General features: G+C 70.5%; 17 protein-coding genes. 7 read left to right on the top strand and 10 right to left on the bottom strand.

Annotated features, from left to right (window positions below; all coding sequences use genetic code 11):
* Window position 1: 1 nt before the first annotated feature.
* Window positions 2–286 carry an HlyU family transcriptional regulator gene (locus tag ACFSOX_RS11405; protein WP_378477936.1) on the top strand — a complete coding sequence of 95 codons (285 nt, stop codon included), beginning with the start codon at window positions 2–4 and terminating at the stop codon, window positions 284–286.
* Between the two features lie 230 nt (window positions 287–516).
* Here the strand turns inward: ACFSOX_RS11405 and glmM are convergent, their stop codons facing one another.
* The 7 genes from glmM to ACFSOX_RS11370 form a co-directional block, all read right to left on the bottom strand.
* Window positions 517–1,872: a phosphoglucosamine mutase gene (gene glmM / locus ACFSOX_RS11400; protein WP_378477935.1), complete on the bottom strand. Its 1,356-nt coding sequence runs from the start codon at window positions 1,870–1,872 to the stop codon at window positions 517–519.
* A gap of 130 nt (window positions 1,873–2,002) precedes the next feature.
* On the bottom strand, window positions 2,003–2,185 hold the full coding sequence (locus ACFSOX_RS11395; RefSeq protein WP_378477934.1) for a hypothetical protein: 183 nt from the start codon (window positions 2,183–2,185) through the stop codon (window positions 2,003–2,005).
* A 91-nt stretch (window positions 2,186–2,276) separates the two neighbouring features.
* Window positions 2,277–2,966 (bottom strand): LutC/YkgG family protein, encoded by a 690-nt coding sequence (locus ACFSOX_RS11390; protein ID WP_378477933.1) that lies wholly within the window; start codon window positions 2,964–2,966, stop codon window positions 2,277–2,279.
* Window positions 2,963–4,558: a lactate utilization protein B gene (locus ACFSOX_RS11385; protein ID WP_378477932.1), complete on the bottom strand. Its 1,596-nt coding sequence runs from the start codon at window positions 4,556–4,558 to the stop codon at window positions 2,963–2,965. The genes ACFSOX_RS11390 and ACFSOX_RS11385 overlap by 4 nt, the downstream gene beginning before the upstream one ends.
* Window positions 4,559–4,745: 187 nt before the next feature.
* Window positions 4,746–5,537, bottom strand: coding sequence for a (Fe-S)-binding protein (locus ACFSOX_RS11380; protein ID WP_378477931.1), 792 nt, complete (start codon window positions 5,535–5,537; stop codon window positions 4,746–4,748).
* 103 nt (window positions 5,538–5,640) lie between these two features.
* Complete coding sequence (locus tag ACFSOX_RS11375) at window positions 5,641–6,525, bottom strand: shikimate dehydrogenase (RefSeq protein ID WP_378477930.1); 885 nt, start codon at window positions 6,523–6,525, stop codon at window positions 5,641–5,643.
* The gene (locus ACFSOX_RS11370) at window positions 6,522–7,382 is read right to left on the bottom strand and encodes a fumarylacetoacetate hydrolase family protein (protein ID WP_378477929.1); all 861 of its coding nucleotides are present in this window, start codon (window positions 7,380–7,382) and stop codon (window positions 6,522–6,524) included. Before ACFSOX_RS11370 ends, ACFSOX_RS11375 begins: the two co-directional genes overlap by 4 nt.
* A 211-nt stretch (window positions 7,383–7,593) precedes the next feature.
* Between ACFSOX_RS11370 and ACFSOX_RS11365 the strand changes: the two genes are divergently transcribed.
* The 3 genes from ACFSOX_RS11365 to ACFSOX_RS11355 all read left to right on the top strand — a co-directional run bounded on the left by ACFSOX_RS11365 (window position 7,594) and on the right by ACFSOX_RS11355 (window position 10,911).
* On the top strand, window positions 7,594–8,499 hold the full coding sequence (locus ACFSOX_RS11365; protein ID WP_378477928.1) for an NAD(P)-dependent oxidoreductase: 906 nt from the start codon (window positions 7,594–7,596) through the stop codon (window positions 8,497–8,499).
* Window positions 8,500–8,671: 172 nt separating this feature from the next.
* Window positions 8,672–9,733: an ROK family protein gene (locus ACFSOX_RS11360; protein ID WP_378477927.1), complete on the top strand. Its 1,062-nt coding sequence runs from the start codon at window positions 8,672–8,674 to the stop codon at window positions 9,731–9,733.
* 224 nt (window positions 9,734–9,957) lie between these two features.
* The gene (locus ACFSOX_RS11355) at window positions 9,958–10,911 is read left to right on the top strand and encodes a cyclase family protein (protein WP_378477926.1); all 954 of its coding nucleotides are present in this window, start codon (window positions 9,958–9,960) and stop codon (window positions 10,909–10,911) included.
* A 128-nt stretch (window positions 10,912–11,039) separates the two neighbouring features.
* Here the strand turns inward: ACFSOX_RS11355 and ACFSOX_RS11350 are convergent, their stop codons facing one another.
* From ACFSOX_RS11350 to maiA, 3 genes are all read right to left on the bottom strand, one after another.
* Window positions 11,040–11,999: a C-terminal binding protein gene (locus ACFSOX_RS11350; protein ID WP_378477925.1), complete on the bottom strand. Its 960-nt coding sequence runs from the start codon at window positions 11,997–11,999 to the stop codon at window positions 11,040–11,042.
* 83 nt (window positions 12,000–12,082) lie between these two features.
* Entirely contained in the window at window positions 12,083–13,066 is a 984-nt protein-coding gene (locus ACFSOX_RS11345; RefSeq protein WP_378477924.1) for a 2-hydroxyacid dehydrogenase, read from the bottom strand.
* A 235-nt stretch (window positions 13,067–13,301) separates the two neighbouring features.
* Window positions 13,302–13,958 (bottom strand): maleylacetoacetate isomerase, encoded by a 657-nt coding sequence (gene maiA, locus ACFSOX_RS11340; protein ID WP_378477923.1) that lies wholly within the window; start codon window positions 13,956–13,958, stop codon window positions 13,302–13,304.
* A 243-nt stretch (window positions 13,959–14,201) separates the two neighbouring features.
* Between maiA and ACFSOX_RS11335 the strand changes: the two genes are divergently transcribed.
* The 3 genes from ACFSOX_RS11335 (at window position 14,202) to ACFSOX_RS11325 (ending at window position 17,692) form a co-directional block, all read left to right on the top strand.
* Window positions 14,202–15,146: an NAD(P)-dependent oxidoreductase gene (locus ACFSOX_RS11335; protein WP_378477922.1), complete on the top strand. Its 945-nt coding sequence runs from the start codon at window positions 14,202–14,204 to the stop codon at window positions 15,144–15,146.
* Between the two features lie 88 nt (window positions 15,147–15,234).
* Window positions 15,235–17,124, top strand: a complete 1,890-nt coding sequence (locus ACFSOX_RS11330; protein WP_378477921.1) for a CocE/NonD family hydrolase — start codon at window positions 15,235–15,237, stop codon at window positions 17,122–17,124.
* 130 nt (window positions 17,125–17,254) lie between these two features.
* The gene (locus ACFSOX_RS11325) at window positions 17,255–17,692 is read left to right on the top strand and encodes an FKBP-type peptidyl-prolyl cis-trans isomerase (protein ID WP_378477920.1); all 438 of its coding nucleotides are present in this window, start codon (window positions 17,255–17,257) and stop codon (window positions 17,690–17,692) included.
* The last annotated feature ends 194 nt before the right edge of the window (window positions 17,693–17,886 follow it).

The following is a 17,886-nucleotide window of genomic DNA, read 5'->3' as shown; positions in this document are numbered from 1 at the left end:
GATGTCGTTCTGGAAATCCCTGTTCGGCGGGCGCCCGTCCGCGCCCGCGACTGTCCCACGCAGCGAGGCGGTCGAGTACAAGGGGTACACGATCCGGGCCGAGCCGTTCCCGAACAACGGCCAGTACCAGACCGCCGGCGTGATCGAGAAGGAGATCGGCGGGGTTCGCAAGGAGCACCGCTTCATCCGCGCCGACAGCCACGCCGCACTCGACGACGCGACGAGCTTCACGCTCGCCAAGGCCCGCCAGATCGTCGACCTGCAGGGCGACCGCATCTTCGAGTGACATCCTGTCCGTAAGACGACCGCTCCGAGCGACGACGTTGCCGTCAGGGAACGCCCCGGCGCGTGGCTGCGCGCCCCGGACACGGCACGCCATGCTCGGTCCGAGGGACCGGCTCGGTCCTTGCCCGCTCCCGGCGAGGCTGCCGTGGAGGGGGCCAGGACCGGCCACAGGGGCGCCGGTTCGGCCCCCGACGACACAGGGGACAGGTCGGCAGATCGGCGCGCCGAGCCTCAGCCCGCCGAGACCTCGGTGATGGCGCCGACGATGTCGTCGACCACGGCCTCGATCAGCTCGGCGTCGTCACCCTCGCCGGTGACCCGGATCACCGGCTCGGTGCCGGAGGGCCGCACGATCAGCCGGCCGTGGCCGTTGAGCCGCGTCTCGGCGTCGGCGATGGCGCCCTTGACCTTCTCGTGCTCGGTCGGACGCCCGGCCGTGCCCTTGGCGTAGCGGACGTTCTTGGTCACCTGCGGCAGCGGCTCGAAGCGCCGGCACACCGCCGACATGGGCTGGTCGAGCTTCTTGACGCAGGCGAGCACCTGCAGGGCGGCGACGAAGCCGTCGCCCGTGGTCGCATAATCGGACAGGATGATGTGGCCGGACGGCTCGCCGCCGACATTGTAGCCCTGCTCGCGCATCTGCTCGAGCACGTAGCGGTCGCCGACCGCGGTGCGCACCAGCGACAGGCCCTTGGCGGCGAGATGCCGCTCGAGCCCGAGATTGCTCATCACGGTCGAGACGACGCCGGGCTTGGCGAGGCGGCCGTCCTCCAGCCAGCTCTCGGCGATCACGGCGAGGAGCTGGTCGCCGTCGATCAGATGACCCTGCTCGTCCACCATCACGACGCGGTCGGCGTCGCCGTCGAGCGCGATGCCGACATCGGCGCGCAGCTCGCGCACCTTCGCCTTGAGGGCCTGCGGCGAGGTGGAGCCGCATTCGCGGTTGATGTTGAGACCGTCCGGATCGACGCCGATCGAGATCACCTCGGCGCCGAGCTCCCACAGCGCCTCCGGCACCACCCGGTAGGCCGCCCCGTTGGCGCAGTCGACGACGACGCGCAGGCCGTCGAGCGACATGGCACGCGGCAGCGTGCGCTTGGCGAACTCGATGTAGCGGTCGTGCACGCCCTCGATACGCTTGGCGCGGCCGAGCGCCGCCGACTTGGCGAACTTCTTGGTGAGATCGGCGTCGATCATCGCCTCGATCTCGAGCTCGTCCTCGTCGGAGAGCTTGAAGCCGTCCGGACCGAACAGCTTGATGCCGTTGTCGTCGAACGGGTTGTGCGAGGCCGAGATCATCACGCCGAGATCGGCCCGCATCGAGCGCGTCAGCATCGCCACGGCCGGGGTCGGCATCGGGCCGAGCAGCAGCACGTCGAAGCCGACCGAGGTGAAGCCGGCCACCATGGCGGTCTCGATCATGTAGCCGGAGAGACGGGTGTCCTTGCCGATGACGACGCGATGGCGATGCTCGCCGCGTCGGAACACGAGGCCGGTCGCCTGCCCCACCCGCAACGCCAGATCCGCCGTGATGACGCCGTTGGCACGCCCGCGGATTCCGTCGGTGCCGAAGTATTTCCGAGCCATATGCCCCCCGGTCGTAGAATCGTGCGGCCGCGCGGAAAACGCGCGGCCGGGTCGGGCGCATATTACGGCCTCGGGGCGGACCGCGCTTTAAGAAAATTATCTTATCGTGAACGGGCTAGCCGCCCGGCTCCTAATCCGCGTCCTTGTCCTGCGGACTGGGGGCCGGCTGGGCGATCGAGACCGGGTCGGAGCCCGGAAAGCTCTCCTCCAGCGCCTCGTCGAGCGTCTTGTCCAGCGCCTCCTTCGACTTGCCGAGCGGCGGATTCGGGCGCCGCGCGGGATCGACGACATGCTTCTTCTTGGCGTCGGACATCGGACTCTCCTTGGAAACGAAGGCGGACACGCGCCGCGACGGCACGACAACGCCGGGCCGCCCGCGTGGTTTCATGGTGCGGCGCGACGGGTCAGACGTCGCCGACCAGGACCACGTGCAGGCGGCGCGGGCCGTGGGCGCCGAGGATCAGGGTCTGCTCGATGTCGGCGGTGCGCGACGGCCCGGTGACGAGGTGCACGCTGCGCGGCAACCCGCCGGGCCATCCCCCTGCCCCGCGGGTCTCCCGCAGCCCGGCCAGCACGGTCTCGAGGTCGCCCGCGACGGTCGCGGCGTCGACGACGACGAGGTGATGGTCCGGCAGGAAGTTCAGTGTGGTCGGGTTGTCGGGGCCGGAGAGAAGCACCAGTGTGCCGGTCTCGGCGACCGCCGCATGGGCGTGCGACACGCCGACGAGGTCGTCGCCCGCGGACGCGCCGACCGTCACGGCGAGATCCGGCACCCTCGCCCAGGGCAATGCTGCGAGCCGCGCGTCGGCACCGTGGCGGATCGCCCGCGGCAGATCGGCAGCGGCGAGATAATCGGCGACGGCGGCCGGTACCGCATCGGCGCCGGCCACCCGCACCACCGTGCCGGCGGCGAGCTCGACGCGCTTCTGGAACAGTGCGAGGCGCGCCGCCGGAAGGAGCTGGCCGCGCGCCGGGATGACGCCGCGCGGATGATCGGCGAGACGGTCGGCGACGATCTTCCGGCGTGACGGCTCCTCGCCCGTGACGCCGAGCGCGCGGCGGACGCCGCCGAGGACGTGATCACGTCCGCTCACGGCCGCGCCTCCGGTCCGGAGGCGACGATACGCGGTCGCGGCCGGCCGGATGCCGGCTCCGCCGGCGCGGTCTCGGCGACTTGCGAATCGGCGACTTGCGGCTCGGCGATTTGCGGCTCGCTGCCGCGACCGTGCGGATTGCCGGACGGCACGGTCCGTAGCCGATCGGAGCGGCGCCCGGCGCGCGCGCGCCACTGCTGCTGGAACGTCGCGCCCTGCGGGGCGGCGATATCGCGGGTCGCCGTGAAGCCGCCGGCGAGCGGCAGCCAGCGAAAATGTCCGCGGGCGCGGCCGAGCCGGGCGAGCAGCCGCGTGCCGAGTCCCGTGGTGACGCGATAGAGCCGGGGCCGCGCGGCGAAGAAGCCCCACAGCGCGAGACCGGCGCGCGAGATGGACGCCGGCGATCGCGCGAAATCCCGGTCGCGCCAGTGACGCATCAGCCGCGGCAACGGGATCTTGACCGGGCACACCTGCTCGCAGCGACCGCAGAAGGTCGAGGCGTTCGGCAGATCGCCGGCGCGGTCGACACCGAGCAGGCTCGGTGTCAGCACGGCACCCATCGGCCCCGGATAGACGAAGCCGTAGGCGTGGCCGCCGACCGCGTGATAAACCGGGCAGTGGTTCATGCAGGCGCCGCAGCGGATGCAGCGGAGCATGTCGCGGAACTCGCCGGCCAGCATGGCCGAGCGGCCGTTGTCGAGCACGACGACGTGATACTCGTGCGGCCCGTCGGGATCGTCGGCGCGCCGCGGGCCGGTCGTGATCGTCGTGTAGACCGACATCTCCTGGGCAGTCGCCGATCGCGCCAGCACGCGCAGCAGCTGCGCCAGATCCTCCAGCGTCGGGATCACCTTCTCGATCGAGGCGAGCACGATGTGGACACGCGGCAGCGTGCAGGTGAGGTCGCCGTTGCCCTCGTTGGTGACGATCACGGACGAGCCGGTCTCGGCGATCAGGAAGTTGGCGCCCGTGATGCCGACATCGGCGGCCAGGAACGTCTTGCGCAGCGTCGCCCGCGCCTCGGTGAGAAGCGACTGGGCCGTGCTCAGGTCGCGGTCCTTCGGCAGACCCGTGTGGACGCGGCGAAAGTCGGCGGCGATCTGATGCCGGTTGAGATGCACGGCCGGCATGATGATGTGCGAGGGCAGCTCGTCGCGGATCTGGACGATGTACTCGCCGAGATCGGTCTCGACCGGCACGATGCCGGCGGCGGCGAGATGCTCGTTGACGCCGATCTCCTCGCCCACCATCGACTTGCCCTTGGTGACGGTGCGGGCGCCGGCGTCGCGGCAGATCTTCAGCACGATGTCGTTGGCGTCCGCGGCGGTCGCGGCCCAGTGGACCCGTCCGCCCTGCGCCGTGACGCGCTCCTCCCAGGCCGCGAGATAGAGGTCGAGATGAGCGAGCGTGTGGACCTTGATGTCGCGGGCGGAGTCGCGCAGGGCGTCGAACTCGGGCAGCGCCTCGACGACGGCGCGCCGGCGCGCCGGGAAGGTCGTCTCGACGAAGCCGAGCGCACCCTGCAGGTCCGCGTCGGCGAGCGCCCGGCGGGCGTTGGCGACGAATTTTTCCGACGTCGCGGCGCGGCTCATCGGACGTCCTCGTGATCACGTCTCGTCATTCCGGGCGCCTCGCGCCGCGAGGCGATCCGGACTCCGGCGCCGGGCTCGGCGCGTCCGTTTGGATTCCGGGTTCGCCGCGGAGCCTGTACCCGGACGGCGCACAGCGCCGATCCGGGTACGGCGCCCCGAAACGACCTGCGAATGGAAACAGCGCGGCTCACGGCTTCGCCTCCGTCGGCGACGGGAGAACCGGCGCCGCCACGCCGATCGCCGGCACGTCGACCTCACCGGCCAGCACCTCGGCGACGTGACGGACGCTGACGCCGCGGCCGTCGCGCGACAGCTTGCCGGCGATGTTGAGGAGGCAGCCGAGATCGCCGGCGAGCAGCAGGCCGGCCCCGGTCGCCGCGACGGCGTCGGCCTTCTTGCCGACCATGCGGTCCGAGATCTCGGGGTACTTGACGCAGAAGGTGCCGCCGAAGCCGCAGCAGACCTCGGTGTCGGAAAGCTCGATCAGATCGAGCCCCTCGACGCTCCCCAAGAGCTTCCGTGGCTGCAGCCGGACGCCGAGCTCGCGCAGGCTCGAGCAGGAGTCGTGATAAGTGGCGCGGCCGGAGAAGCGTGCCGCGACGCCCGACACGCCGCGGACATCGACCAGAAACTGGGTGAGCTCGAACGTCTTCGCGGCGATCGCGTCGGCGCGCGGCTGCCAGGCGGGATCGCCCTGGAAGATCTCGGGGTAGTGCAGTCGCACCTGCCCGGAGCAGGAGCCGGACGGCACCACCACGTAATCGAACGGCTCGAACGCCGTGATCACCTGCTCGGCGAGTCGTCGCGCCGTCGCGCGATCCCCTGAATTGAACGCCGGTTGGCCGCAGCAGGTCTGCGCCGGCACCTCGACCGTGCAGCCGGCGTCGTCGAGCAGCCGCGCCGCCGCGAACCCGACCGACGGACGCACGAGGTCGACCAGGCACGTGACCAGAAGGCCGACACGCACCGATGCGGCCATGTGCCGACTCCTCCGGGCTCGGGACGGAGAGTCAGGATGGCGGAAAGGACTCGGCGGTGCAACCCGGCCGAATCGCGGCCAGGCTCGCGCGCCGATGGCGTGACTACCCGGGCCCACCGGCGGCCTTGGCGGCCAGGGTCGCGGCGGCGGCGAGATCCGCCTCGACGAGCTTGCGCAGCTCCGGCGTCACCTCCGGCGTCACGCCGAACCACAGGGCGAAGCCGCGCACCGCCTGGTGCAGCAGCATGCCGAGCCCGTCGGCGCGGCGCAGGCCGCGCTCGCGCGCCGCGGCGAGCAGCGCGGTCTCCAGCGGCGCATAGACGAGATCGGCGACCACAGCGTTGGCGGGCAGCCGGCCGAGCCCGATCTCCAGCGCCGGCTGGCCGACCATGCCGAGCGTCGTGGTGTTGACGAGGAGCTGCGTCGCGCCGAACAGACCGCGCGCCTCGTCCCAATGGATCGGCCGCACCGCCGCGCCGAAGCGGCGTCCCAGCTCCTCGGCCCGGCCGAGGGTCCGGTTCGCGACATAGATGCGCGGCACGCCACGATCGACGAGGCCGTAGACGACGGCCCGGGCCGAGCCGCCGGCCCCGAGCACCAGCGCGGTCTCCAGCCCGCGGTCCCATTTCGGCGCCGCGGCGTCGAGATTGGCGATGAAGCCCTCGGCGTCCGTGTTGGTGGCGCGCAGCTTCGTCCCGTCGAGCCACAGCGTGTTGGCGGCGCCGATCTTCTTGGCCCGCTCGTCGGGCGTCGCGAGCGTCAGCGCCGCCTCCTTGTGGGGCAGCGTGACGTTGGCGCCGACATAGCCGCGGCCGGCCAGATCCTTCACGAAGGCGGCGAAGTCCTCGGGCGGCACGGCCTCGACCCGATAGTCGCCGGCGATGCCGTAGACCGACAGCCAGTGGCGATGGATGAGCGGCGAGCGTGAATGCGCCGCGGGCCAGCCGATGACGCAGGCGGCCCGCGTGCCGGACACTGAATCCGTCATGGTTCGTCGATGACCTCGTTACGCAGAACGCCGATCTCCGGCACGGCGACCTCGACGACGTCGCCCGGCTCGAGCCAGCGCGGGGGCTCGAAGCGGGCGCCCGCGCCGACGGGCGTGCCGGTGACGATGACGTCTCCGGGCACCAGCGTCGTGAACACGCTGGCATAGGCGATCAGCTCGGCGAAGCCGAAGATCATCGACGCCGTGGTGGCGTCCTGCCGCATCTCGCCGTTCACCCTGGTGGTGAGCCGCATCGGCACGCCGGGATCGATCTCGTCGGCCGTGACGATCCACGGGCCGAGGCTGCCGGACGCATCGAAATTCTTCCCCGGTGTGATGTTGCGCGAACCGTGGCGCAGCCAGTCGCGCACCGTGCCCTCGTTGCACAGCGTGTAGCCGGCGACGTGGGAGAGCGCCTCCTCGACCGGGATGCGACGGCCGCGCTTGCCGATCACCAGGGCGATCTCGCCCTCGTAGTCGAGCTGCTCGGATTCGCGCGGCCGCACCAGCGGCTCCAGGTGACCGGTCAGGGATCCGGGGGCGCGGAAGAACAGGTTGGGGTACTTCGCGTCGTGCGCCGGATCCTGGTACTCGTCCGAACGCCCGGCGTAGTTGACGCCGACGCAGAGAATCTTCTCCGGCCCGACCACGGGCGGCAGGAAGCGGACCTCGCTCAGCGGGTAGTCGGGACGCACCCCGGCGGCGCCGGCACGCAGTTCGTCGAGCGCGCCCTCGCGCAGCACGTCGAGGAGCGTCGGAAAGCGCGGCCCCATGCGCAGCCGCATGTCGACCACCCCGGTCCCGACGACCGCCCCGAACCCGGAGCGGCCGTGGGTGATGTAGCTCGCCAGGCGCATGGCCCCGTCCCCCGAATCTCGGACCGCACACAACACCCGTCGCCGGTCGGGCGCAAGGCGGCGCGGTCCCGCAGCCCCCGGGATATCCCCGGCCGGGCCCTCCCCGGACCGCCGTCGATCCCGGCCGGGTCGTGCCAACCCCTTCGAAAAATTGCGCGATCGGGTTATGACCGGGGAGCCCTTCCGCCCACCCGAGCCCGATCCGGACCGCATGAAAGCCCTGTTCATCGACTGCAACCAGCAGCTCGCCCCCGTGTTCGCCCGCGTACATCGGCCCGACGACCCGCCGATCGCCGTCAACATGGCGCCGTTCGGCTCCGCCGACCTGCCCGCGCTGCTCGACGGCTGCGCCATCTGCCTCGACGACCATTCCTACCTGCCGACGGCCGAGATCGCCCGCTGCAAGAACCTCCGCCACATCGTGTTTCTGGGCACCGGCGCGGCCAGCTACATGAGCCTCGCGGAGCTGAAGGATCTCGGCGTCACGGTGCACACCATCAAGGGCTACGGCGACACGGCGGTCGCCGAGCACACGATCGCGCTGATGTTCGCCTGCGCCCGCTCGGTCGCACTGATGGACCGCAGCGTGAGGTCCGGCACCTGGACGCCGCTCGAGGGCATGCAGCTCCTCGGCAAGACGCTCGGCGTCGTCGGCCTTGGCGGCATCGGCGGCGAGGTCGCCCGCATCGCGGCCGGCATCGGCATGAAGGTCGTCGCCTGGAACCGGACGCCGCGGCCGGAGGCCGGCGTCCCCCAGGTCGGGCTCGACGAGCTCTTGTCCACGTCCGATGTCGTGTCGCTGAATCTGGTGCTCAACGACGAGACCCGCGGGATCATCGATGCGACGAAGCTCGCGCTGATGAAGCCGGGGGCGATCCTGGTCAACACGGCGCGCGGCGCGCTCGTCGACGAGGCGGCGCTGATCGACGCGCTGCGGAACCGCCGCATCCGCCACGCCGGCCTCGACGTGTTCCACGCCGAGCCGCTGAAGGCCGATCATCCGCTGGCGAGCCTCGACAACGTGACGATCACGGCGCACGCCGCCTTCCGCACCGCCGAGGCCTCCGAGACCCTGCTGCGCCGCGCGATCGACATCGTCCGGGGCATCTTGGGGTGAGCGCAGAGACCGAGCGGGGCTACGGCCGCGCGGGGCGCTGACGTCCTTCTCTCCGCGCGCGGGGAGAGGTGTGGACCCTCCTGAAACCTTTTGCCGCAATGCCGGTTGTCGGGAGGCTCCGCCGCCGCGTGCACGACCCCCGTCCGCCGGCAGGGCGCGCACCGGGGAGCCCATGCCCGACACCACGACGACACGGCCGTCCATCGCCCCGCACGGCGCCGCGCAGCTGCCCAGGGTCGTCCTCGACAGCTACAACGAGGAGCTGGCCGACGACGACGGCTTCCTCGGCGACCGCGCCAGCCGGCGCGCCTTCCGGGCGATCGTCGAGCGCTGGCGCAAGCCGCTGCGCGACCTCGGCGAGGATCCGTTCGGCGACGCGCCGAGCGACAAGCTGAGCAAGAAGGCGCTCGACGACCAGCTCGCCGCCGGCGACCCCGAGGCGGCCGGCATCGTCCACTCGGCCATCGAGGAGTTCGCCCAGGAGCTCGCGGCGGTGACGCGGCGCTTCCTCGCGGTGAAGGCGTGGCGCGACACCGAGCGCATCGTGGTGGGCGGCGGCTTCCGCAACAGCCGGGTCGGCGAGCTCGCCATCGGGCGCGCGGCCGTGCTCCTGAAGGCGGAGAAGATCAAGATCGACTTCGACATGATCCGTCACGACCCGGACGAGGCCGGGCTGGTCGGCGTCGCGCATCTGGCGCCCACCTGGATCTTCGAGGGGCACGACGCGCTGCTCGCCGTCGACATCGGCGGCACCAACATCCGGGCCGGCGTCGTCAAGCCGAACCTGAAGAAGGCGAACGACCTCTCGAAGGCCGCCGTCGACCGTTTCGAGCTGTGGCGCCACGGCGACGAGAAGCCCGGCCGCACCGAGGCGGTCGACCGCCTGATCGACATGCTGAAGCGGCTGATCGACCGGGCCGACAAGGACGGCCTGCGACTCGCGCCCTTCGTCGGCATCGGCTGCCCGGGCATGATCGAGGCGGACGGGTCGATCGACCGCGGCGCCCGGAACCTCCCCGGCAAGTGGGAGAGCCCGCGCTTCAATCTCGCCGCTGCGCTGCACAAGGCGATTCCGAAGATCGGCGACCACGAGACCGCGATCCTGATGCACAACGACGCCGTGGTGCAGGGCCTGAGCCAGACGCCGTTCATGCAGGACGTCGACCGCTGGGGCGTGTTCACCGTCGGCACCGGCCTCGGCAATGCGCGATTCACGAACCGCGAGGGGGATTGAGCAGTCGGTCTGCTCCGCACACTTTGTATGACCGGCCCCTCCCCGATGCATGGCTGACCGGGCCACGGCGCAACCCGGCCGCAGGGCTCGGTAGACAGACGGCCTCGGGACGCGCCACACTCGCCGCCCCTCCCGGGAGTGCCCGCGCGGGCGAGACGGCGCCAAATCACCTTATCGCGAAGTGAGACCGCCGTCGGGAGGACACCAAGGACGGACGGAGCACGATGAACATCACGGTCAACAAGCAGGCGATCGCCGAAGCGGCGCAGAAGCTCTCCAACTGGGGGCGCTGGGGCAAGGACGACCAGATCGGCACCCTCAACCACGTGACGCCGCAGGACGTCGTCGCCGCCGCGTCGTTGATCCGCAGCGGCAAGATCTTCGCGCTCGGCATCCCGCTCGATCGCAACGGCCCGCAGACCGGCCTGTTCGGCGGCCGCTTCAACCCGATCCACCAGATGCTGGCGACCGGCACCGACGCGGTGGCGGGCCAGCAGGACTGGAACAAGATCCGCTACGCCGACGACACGCTGAACCTGTGCGTCCAGGGCGCCACCCACTGGGACGCGCTCGGCCACGTGTTCTACGAGGACAAGGCCTACAACGGCCACGACGCCAAGCTGATCGATTCGCGCGGCCTCGGCGTGCTCGGCATCGAGCATTCGCGCAACAAGATGGTCGGCCGCGGCGTGCTGCTCGACATCGCGCGCTTTCGCGGCGTCGACTGGCTCGCCGACGGCGAAGGCATCTCCAACGACGAGCTGAACAAATGCGCCCGCGCCCAGAACGTGGAGGTGCGCAAGGGCGACTTCGTCGTCATCCGCACCGGCCAGATGGAGCGCTGCCTGAAGGAAGGCCAGTGGGGCGGCTATGCCGGCGGCGACGCGCCGGGCGTCAAGTTCGAGAACTGTTACTGGTGCCAGGAGCACCAGATCGCGGCGATCTGCTCCGACACCTGGGGCGTCGAGGTGCGGCCGAACGAGACCGACGAGGCGAACCAGCCGTGGCACTGGGTGGTGATCCCGGCCATGGGCCTGTGCATGGGCGAGATCTTCTACCTGAAGGATCTGGCCGCCGACTGCGCCGACGACGGCATCTACGAGTTCTTCTTCTGCGGCCCGCCGCTGATCATCACGGGCGGCACCGGCTCGCCGATCAACCCGCAGGCGATCAAGTGACGCCGTCCCGCCGACACCGCTCGTCATGCCCGCGCGCGTCGCGGGCATCGACGTCCTTTCGGACGTGAGCAGGTCGTTGATGACCGGGACGAGCCCGGCCATGACGACGTCATCCGGTCGCGCCGCGACTACATCTTCACCGGATACACCGGCTTCTCGCCGGACAGCACGCGAGCGACGTCGCTCGCGCATTTCGTCTCCAGCTCGAGCAGCGCCTCGACCGAGTAGAAGCCGGTGTGCGGCGTCAGCACCACGTTCGGTCGGCCGATCAGCGGAGAGTCCTTCGGCAGCGGCTCGACCGTGACGACGTCGAGACCGGCGGCCGCGACCTTGCCGGAGTCGAGGGCGCGCACCAGCGCCGCCTCGTCGATCAGCGGTCCGCGCGCCGTGTTCACGATCATCACGCCTTGCTTCATCTTGGCGAAGGCTTCGTCGTTCACGAGACCGCGGGTCGAGGGCAAGAGCGGCGCATGAACCGAGATCAGATCCGAGCGCGCGTAGAGCTCGTCGAGCGACACGCTCTCGACTCCCGCTTTCTCGAACACGTCCTGCGGCAGATACGGGTCCGACGCGATCACCTTGAAGCCGAAGGCCTGCGCTTTGGGGGCGAGGTTGCGCGGGATGCCACCGAAGCCGATCAGGCCGAGCGTCATCGTGTTGAAGCGGCGCAGCGGCACCACGACCGGCATCTTCCACTCGCCGCCGTGGACCGACCGATCGGCCAGCGGGATCTTCCGCGCGATCGCGAGCAGCAGGGCCATGGCGTGGTCGGAGACCTCGTGCAGGCAGTAGTCCGGCACATAGGTGACGACGATGCCGAGCTCCTTGGCGGCCGGGATGTCGATGTTGTCGACGCCGAGGCCGAAGCGGCCGATCACCTTGAGCTTCGGACACTCGCGCAGGAGCTCGCCCGGCAGCTTGGCGTAGGTGACCAGGATGCCGTCGGCGTCGCGCGCCTCGGCGAGAATGTCCTCGGCCGACGGGCTCTTCGCCTGGACGACGAGCGGGTCGATGCGGGCCAGCGCCTCCTTGGCGGGATCGAGCGAGGGAAACGGGCTGTCGGTGACGACGATCTTGAACTTGCTCATGGGTCGCTCCGGTGGCGCTCCGGCGTGGCGGGCTCGAACGGGCTCCCGGTCGGCGACCGGGGCATGGCGGCGGGCGAACCCGATCAGGTGGTCGGCCCGGCGAAGTCGAACAGATTCGGCGGCGTCTTGCCGGTCGCCAGCGCGACGGCGTTCTCCGCGACGATGCGGGCCATCGCGGCGCGCAGATCGGCGACCGCGCTGCCGAGATGCGGCGTGAGCACCACATTGCTCATCGCGAGCAGCTCGGCCGGAACGAGCGGTTCGTGCTCGAACACGTCGAGCCCGGCACCCGCGATGGCGCCGCTCCGCAGCGCCGCGATCAGGGCCGGCTCGTCGACGATCGGGCCGCGCGACGTGTTGACGAAATAGGCGGTCGGCTTCATCAGCGCGAACTCGCGCGCGCCGATCGAGTGGTAGGTGTCGTCGCGTAGCGGCGAGTGCACCGAGACGATGTCGGACTCCTTCAGGAGATCGTCGATCGAGGCATAGATGAGCCCCCACTCACGCTCCTCCGCCTCGGGCTTGCGGCGGGGTGTGGAATACAGGACGCGCATGTCGAAGCCGCGGCAGCGCTTCGCCACCAGACGGCCGATGCGGCCACCGCCTCCGATCAGGCCGATCGTCTTGCCGGTGACGCCGAGGCCGGCCAGATAGTTCGACTGCCCGCCCGGATAGATCCCGGCGCGCACCAGCCGGTCGCCCTCCAGCACGCGGCGCGCGCAGGCGAGGATCAGCGCCATCGCCATGTCGGCGGTCGCCTCGCTCACCATCGGCGGGATGTTGGTGAGCGGAATGCCGCGGCGCTCCATCGCCTTGACGTCGATGAGCTGCGGATGGATGCCCATCCAGGCGATTCCCTTGAGGGTCGGATTCGCCGCGATCACGTCGGCGTCGACCGTGTCGTGCATCAGGCAGACCAGCACGTCGGCGCGCTTGACGCCCTCGATCATCGTCGCCTTGGCGATCGGCGCCGTCGCGTCGGGATGGACCTCGACGTCGGCGACCGCACGCATCATGTCGACGGCGTCCTGCGCGATCGGCTGGGTGACGAAAATCCTGGGGCGCATGCGGGCATCCGTGGCGGCAGGACGAGGATCGCGACGCGACCCCGAGGGACGATCGGGACAACGCGGCCGAGAGGTGGATCGGCCGCGGCGTTCAAAGCGACGGGCCGCGAGTCTAGACAGGCGAGTCCGGCGGCAGAAGCCACGTTCCGGCATACGCTCCCCGTCGGAAACGCAACGCCGGCGATCGTCGATCCGGCCGATCGATCGCTTCGTATGAAGAGGCGGATGAAACGACCTAGACCGCCGCCGGCGCGCCCGGCTGCTTCAACGGATGTGCGGATGCGAAGGCTTCGATTGCACTGCACGCTTCGGCGATCCGCCGCACCGTCGGATAAGGCGCCGTGTCGACCCCGAAAAAGCCGGCGCCGGCGACCTGGCTGACCAGGCAGATGTCGGCGAGCGACACCGTGTCGCCGTGACAGAAACGCCCGGTCTCGGGCTCGGTCGAGAGTCGCCGCTCCAGCGCGGCGAGTGCGGTGGCGATCCAATGCCGGCACCATGCGGTGCGGGCCGGCTCCGGCACACCCAGCTCGTGCTCCAGATACTCCCGCACCCGCGGAACCATCAAGGGATGCGAATCCGCCGCGACCATCAGGGCGAGGCTGCGCACCCGGGCGCGGCCGCGCGGATCGGGCGGCAGGAGCGGCGGGTCGGGTCGCGTCTCGTCCAGATACTCGATGACGGCGAGCGACTGGACGAGCGGCGGTCCGCCGCCGTCGACGAAGGCCGGCAGCGCATGCATGGGATTCACGGCATCGTAGGCGTCGCCGTGCTGGTCGCCCGTCGTCAGGTCGACCACCACGATTTCGTCCGGCACGACGCCCTTGAGGGCCAGTGCGATGCGCACCCGATGGGTCGCGAGCGATCGCCAGAAGGAATAGAGTCTCGTCACCGGGGGCTCCCTGAGCTGGCGTCGCGGCGGTGCCGGCCCCGGGGCCGCACGCACGGCCGCCCACGGCTTTTTTATACAGAGTATCGACACCTGCCGCCGTCCTGTGCGGCAGGCAGGATAGGCGATCGTCGCACGCATGGACAGCTCTCTTGAAACGCGCGCTCCCGACCGGCTAGCGTCACGGCAAGACAGAACGAGATCCGGCGTCGACGCGGTCGTCCGGCCGGCACGGGGGAGAGAACCATGGCGGCGCGATCCAAAGGCGCGGTCGGCATCATCGGGCTCGGCATCATGGGGGGAGCGTTCGCCAGGAACCTCGTCCAGGCGGGCTTTCGCGTGACCGGCTACGACATCGATCCGGCGCGCCGGCGTGCGATGGTCCGCGCCGGCGTGACGATCGCGCCCGACATCGCCGCCGCGGCGGCCGCGGCGCGCTTCGTGATCACCAGCCTGCCGAGCGCCAAGGCGCTGCACGCCGTGGTCGATCAGATCGTCGCGGCGAAGCTCGAGCCGAAGATCGTCGCCGAGGCGTCGACGTTCACGCTGGCGGACAAGATCGCGGCCGAGACCGCGCTGAAGAAGGCCGGGCACACGCTGCTCGACACGCCGATGAGCGGCACCGGCGCGCAGGCGGCGGTCAAGGATCTGGTGGTGCTCGCCTCCGGCGAGAGCAAGGCCGTCAAGGCGATGCGGCCCGTTCTGGAAGGCTTCTCGCGGGTGGTCTACGACCTCGGCGTTTTCGGCAACGGCAGCCGCATGAAGTACGTCGCCAATCTGCTGGTCGCGGTCCACAACGTCGCCAGCGCCGAGGCCATGGTGCTCGGGATGAAGGCCGGGCTCGATCCGAAGCAGGTGCTCGAGGTGATCAGCGCCGGCGCCGGCACGTCGCGCATGTTCGAGATGCGCGCGCCCATGATGGTGGCCGATCGTTACGAGCCGCCGACCATGAAGATCGACGTGTGGCGCAAGGACATGGACGTGATCGGCGCATTCGCCGAGGATCTCGGCGTGCCGACCCCGACCTTCAGCGCGACCGGCCCCGTCTACGCGGCCGCCCGCTCGATGGGGCTCGGCCTGCAGGACACCGGCGCCGTCTGCACGGTGCTGGAGCGCATGGCCGGCGTGACGCGCCGCAAGGGCACGGGGAAAGGACGGCGCAAAGGCGCCGGCCCGCGGCGGAGGGCGTGACGGGGCGCGCGCCGAACACCGGGCTCGGAGCCACGTCGACGGACCTCGTGAAGAAAGTGTCCGCGACCAGCAACCAGGGAGAGACGCCATGAACCTGACGATCGACACCTCGGCGAGGAACGCGACGACCTCGGCCGGCGCGGCGATCGTTCCGCGCTCGGACACACGCGACGGGATGCGGATCGACTGGAACGTGCCGATCACCATGGACGACGGCGTGGTGCTGCGCGCCGATGTCTTCGCGCCGGTGAAGCCCGGCCGCTACCCTGTCATCATGAGCTACGGCCCGTATGCGAAGGGCCTCGCCTTCCAGGAGGGCTATCCGAGCGCCTGGAACCGGATGGCGGAGATGCACCCGGACGTCACGGCCGGCTCGTCGAATCTCTATCAGAGCTGGGAGGTGGTCGATCCCGAGAAGTGGGTGCCGCACGACTATGTCTGTGTCCGAGTCGATTCGCGCGGCTGCGGCTGTTCGGAGGGCGTCGTCGATCCGTGGTCGCCGCGCGAGGCGAAGGATTTCCACGACTGCATCGAATGGGCCGCCGCGCAGCCGTGGTCGAACGGCAAGATCGGCCTCTCCGGCATCTCCTACTACGCGACCAACCAGTGGCACGTCGCCGGGCTGCAGCCGCCGCATCTCGCCGCCATCTGCATCTGGGAGGGCTTCGCCGACTTCTACCGCGACCTTTGTTATCACGGCGGCATCCTCTGCACCTTCGCCAAGAACTGGTACGACATGCAGGTGAAGACCGTGCAGTACGGCCTCGGGGCGCGCGGCGCGAAGAGCCGCGTCACCGGCGAGCCGGTATGCGGCGTCGCGCAGCTGAGCGACGCCGAACTCGCCCGCAACCGCCGTGACTTCGGCGCCGACATCGCCGCCCATCCGCTCGACGACGACTGGCACAAGGCTCGCTCGGCCGCATGGGACAAGGTGACGGTGCCGCTGCTCTCGGCGGCCAATTGGGGCGGGCAGCCGCTGCATCCGCGCGGCAATTTCGAGGGCTTCATGCGCGCCGCCTCGGAGAACAAGTGGCTCGAGGTGCACGGCATCGAGCACTGGACGCATTTCTACACCGACTACGGCCGCGAGTTGCAACTGAGGTTCTTCGATCACTTCCTGCACGGCAAGGACAACGGCTGGCGCGAGCAGCCGCGCGTCTATCTGCAGGTACGCCACGTCGACAAGTTCGTGCCGCGCGGCGAATCCGAATGGCCGCTCGCCCGCACGAAGTGGACGAAGCTGCATCTCGACCCCTCCGCCCTGACGCTCGGCCGCGAGCCGGCCGGCCGGGAAACGAAGGTGCGCTTCGAGGCGCTCGGCGACGGCGTCACGTTCCTGTCCGCGCCGTTCCCGCAGGAGGCCGAGATCACCGGGCCGATGGCGGCGCGGCTGGTCGTCTCCTCCTCCACCCCGGACGCCGACCTGTTCCTGGTGGTGCGTGTGTTCTCGCCCGACATGAAGGAGGTGACGTTCCAGGGCGCCATCGATCCGCACGCCCCGGTGGCGCAGGGCTGGCTGCGCGCCTCGCACCGCAAGCTCGACGAAAAGCTGTCCACACCCTGGCGCCCCTATCACACCCACGACGAGGAGCGGCCACTCGTGCCCGGCGAGGCCGTGGCCCTCGACATCGAGATTTGGCCGACCTCGATCGTGGTGCCGGCCGGCCACCGGCTCGCCCTCACGGTGCGCGGCAAGGACTACGTGTATCCGGGCGGTAGCGGCGGCAGGCTCTCCAACTTCAAGAACGAGCTCACCGGCTGCGGCCCGTTCCTGCACGACGACCCGGACGACCGCCCGGCCGACGTGTTCGGCGGCACCACGACGCTGCACATCGGCGGCGGCCGTGAGGCGTGGCTGCTGGTGCCGTTCATCCCGTCGGCGTCAGGGGACGACACGACGGCCGAGCCCGCCGTGTCGGGCGTGACCAGCCCGGTGGAGGGCGTCCGCCCCCGCGACGCCGGCGTGAAGCCGCGGTAGCTCGGAGCCCTCTCGCCGCGGTGCGGGGAGAGGGGCCGTCGGCCATGCTCCGGCACTCCTTTCCCCGTCCCGCCCGTCCGGTGTAGCGTGCGCCCGCACGCCGCACCGTCGCGGCGGGGGAGGTTTCGTCATGTCGCGTATCCGCATCGGTTTCGTCCTCGGGGCCGGTCTTCTGCTCGCCGCGTGCGCCAGCGGCTTCGACAGCCCGTCGCCCGAGACCACCGCCGCACCGGCCGGCGCGCCCGCGGCCGGGCTCGAGATCCAGGATCTGAAGGTCGGCACCGGCGCCGAGGCGCGGGCCGGCCGACGCGTGCGGGTGAACTACACCGGCAAGCTGACCAACGGCACGACCTTCGACACCTCGGTCGGACGCGCGCCTTTCACCTTCGCGCTCGGCTCGGGCCAGGTGATCAAGGGCTGGGACCAGGGCGTCGCCGGCATGAAGGTCGGCGGCAAGCGCAAGCTCGTCATCCCGCCCGATCTCGGCTACGGCCCCGCGGGCGCGCCGCCCAAGATCCCGCCGAACGCGACGCTGGTGTTCGAGGTGGATCTGTTGGGCGTGGAGTAGCCGCGCAGCCTCCGCCGCGACGCGGATTGTGACCCGCGGAAAAGCCTTCTATACAGAGCGCGGGCCTTCGTGTCGTGCGACCTGCCGCAACGGCGGGGGCGCGGCGCGAGACGGCCCCGGCAGGCGGTTCGGCGAGCCCGGTTCTCGACGGCTCATTTCCCGCATCGGGCAGCTTCCGCCCCGCCCTGTCTGCT

This window comes from Rhodoplanes azumiensis (assembly GCF_042682915.1).
Lineage (GTDB): Bacteria > Pseudomonadota > Alphaproteobacteria > Rhizobiales > Xanthobacteraceae > Rhodoplanes > Rhodoplanes azumiensis.
The sequence above is the reverse complement of the archived record's forward strand: the minus strand, read 5'-3'. Positions and strand labels throughout refer to the sequence as shown.

What these genes read in the sequence shown, in the direction of transcription:
- ACFSOX_RS11405 (WP_378477936.1), top strand. Translation starts at nt 2, where the DNA reads ATGTCGTTCTGGAAATCCCTGTTCGGCGGGCGCCCGTCCGCGCCCGCG.
- glmM (WP_378477935.1), bottom strand. Translation starts at nt 1,872, where the DNA reads ATGGCTCGGAAATACTTCGGCACCGACGGAATCCGCGGGCGTGCCAAC.
- ACFSOX_RS11395 (WP_378477934.1), bottom strand. Translation starts at nt 2,185, where the DNA reads ATGTCCGACGCCAAGAAGAAGCATGTCGTCGATCCCGCGCGGCGCCCG.
- ACFSOX_RS11385 (WP_378477932.1), bottom strand. Translation starts at nt 4,558, where the DNA reads ATGAGCCGCGCCGCGACGTCGGAAAAATTCGTCGCCAACGCCCGCCGG.
- ACFSOX_RS11380 (WP_378477931.1), bottom strand. Translation starts at nt 5,537, where the DNA reads ATGGCCGCATCGGTGCGTGTCGGCCTTCTGGTCACGTGCCTGGTCGAC.
- ACFSOX_RS11375 (WP_378477930.1), bottom strand. Translation starts at nt 6,525, where the DNA reads ATGACGGATTCAGTGTCCGGCACGCGGGCCGCCTGCGTCATCGGCTGG.
- ACFSOX_RS11370 (WP_378477929.1), bottom strand. Translation starts at nt 7,382, where the DNA reads ATGCGCCTGGCGAGCTACATCACCCACGGCCGCTCCGGGTTCGGGGCG.
- ACFSOX_RS11365 (WP_378477928.1), top strand. Translation starts at nt 7,594, where the DNA reads ATGAAAGCCCTGTTCATCGACTGCAACCAGCAGCTCGCCCCCGTGTTC.
- ACFSOX_RS11360 (WP_378477927.1), top strand. Translation starts at nt 8,672, where the DNA reads ATGCCCGACACCACGACGACACGGCCGTCCATCGCCCCGCACGGCGCC.
- ACFSOX_RS11355 (WP_378477926.1), top strand. Translation starts at nt 9,958, where the DNA reads ATGAACATCACGGTCAACAAGCAGGCGATCGCCGAAGCGGCGCAGAAG.
- ACFSOX_RS11350 (WP_378477925.1), bottom strand. Translation starts at nt 11,999, where the DNA reads ATGAGCAAGTTCAAGATCGTCGTCACCGACAGCCCGTTTCCCTCGCTC.
- ACFSOX_RS11345 (WP_378477924.1), bottom strand. Translation starts at nt 13,066, where the DNA reads ATGCGCCCCAGGATTTTCGTCACCCAGCCGATCGCGCAGGACGCCGTC.
- ACFSOX_RS11335 (WP_378477922.1), top strand. Translation starts at nt 14,202, where the DNA reads ATGGCGGCGCGATCCAAAGGCGCGGTCGGCATCATCGGGCTCGGCATC.
- ACFSOX_RS11330 (WP_378477921.1), top strand. Translation starts at nt 15,235, where the DNA reads ATGAACCTGACGATCGACACCTCGGCGAGGAACGCGACGACCTCGGCC.
- ACFSOX_RS11325 (WP_378477920.1), top strand. Translation starts at nt 17,255, where the DNA reads ATGTCGCGTATCCGCATCGGTTTCGTCCTCGGGGCCGGTCTTCTGCTC.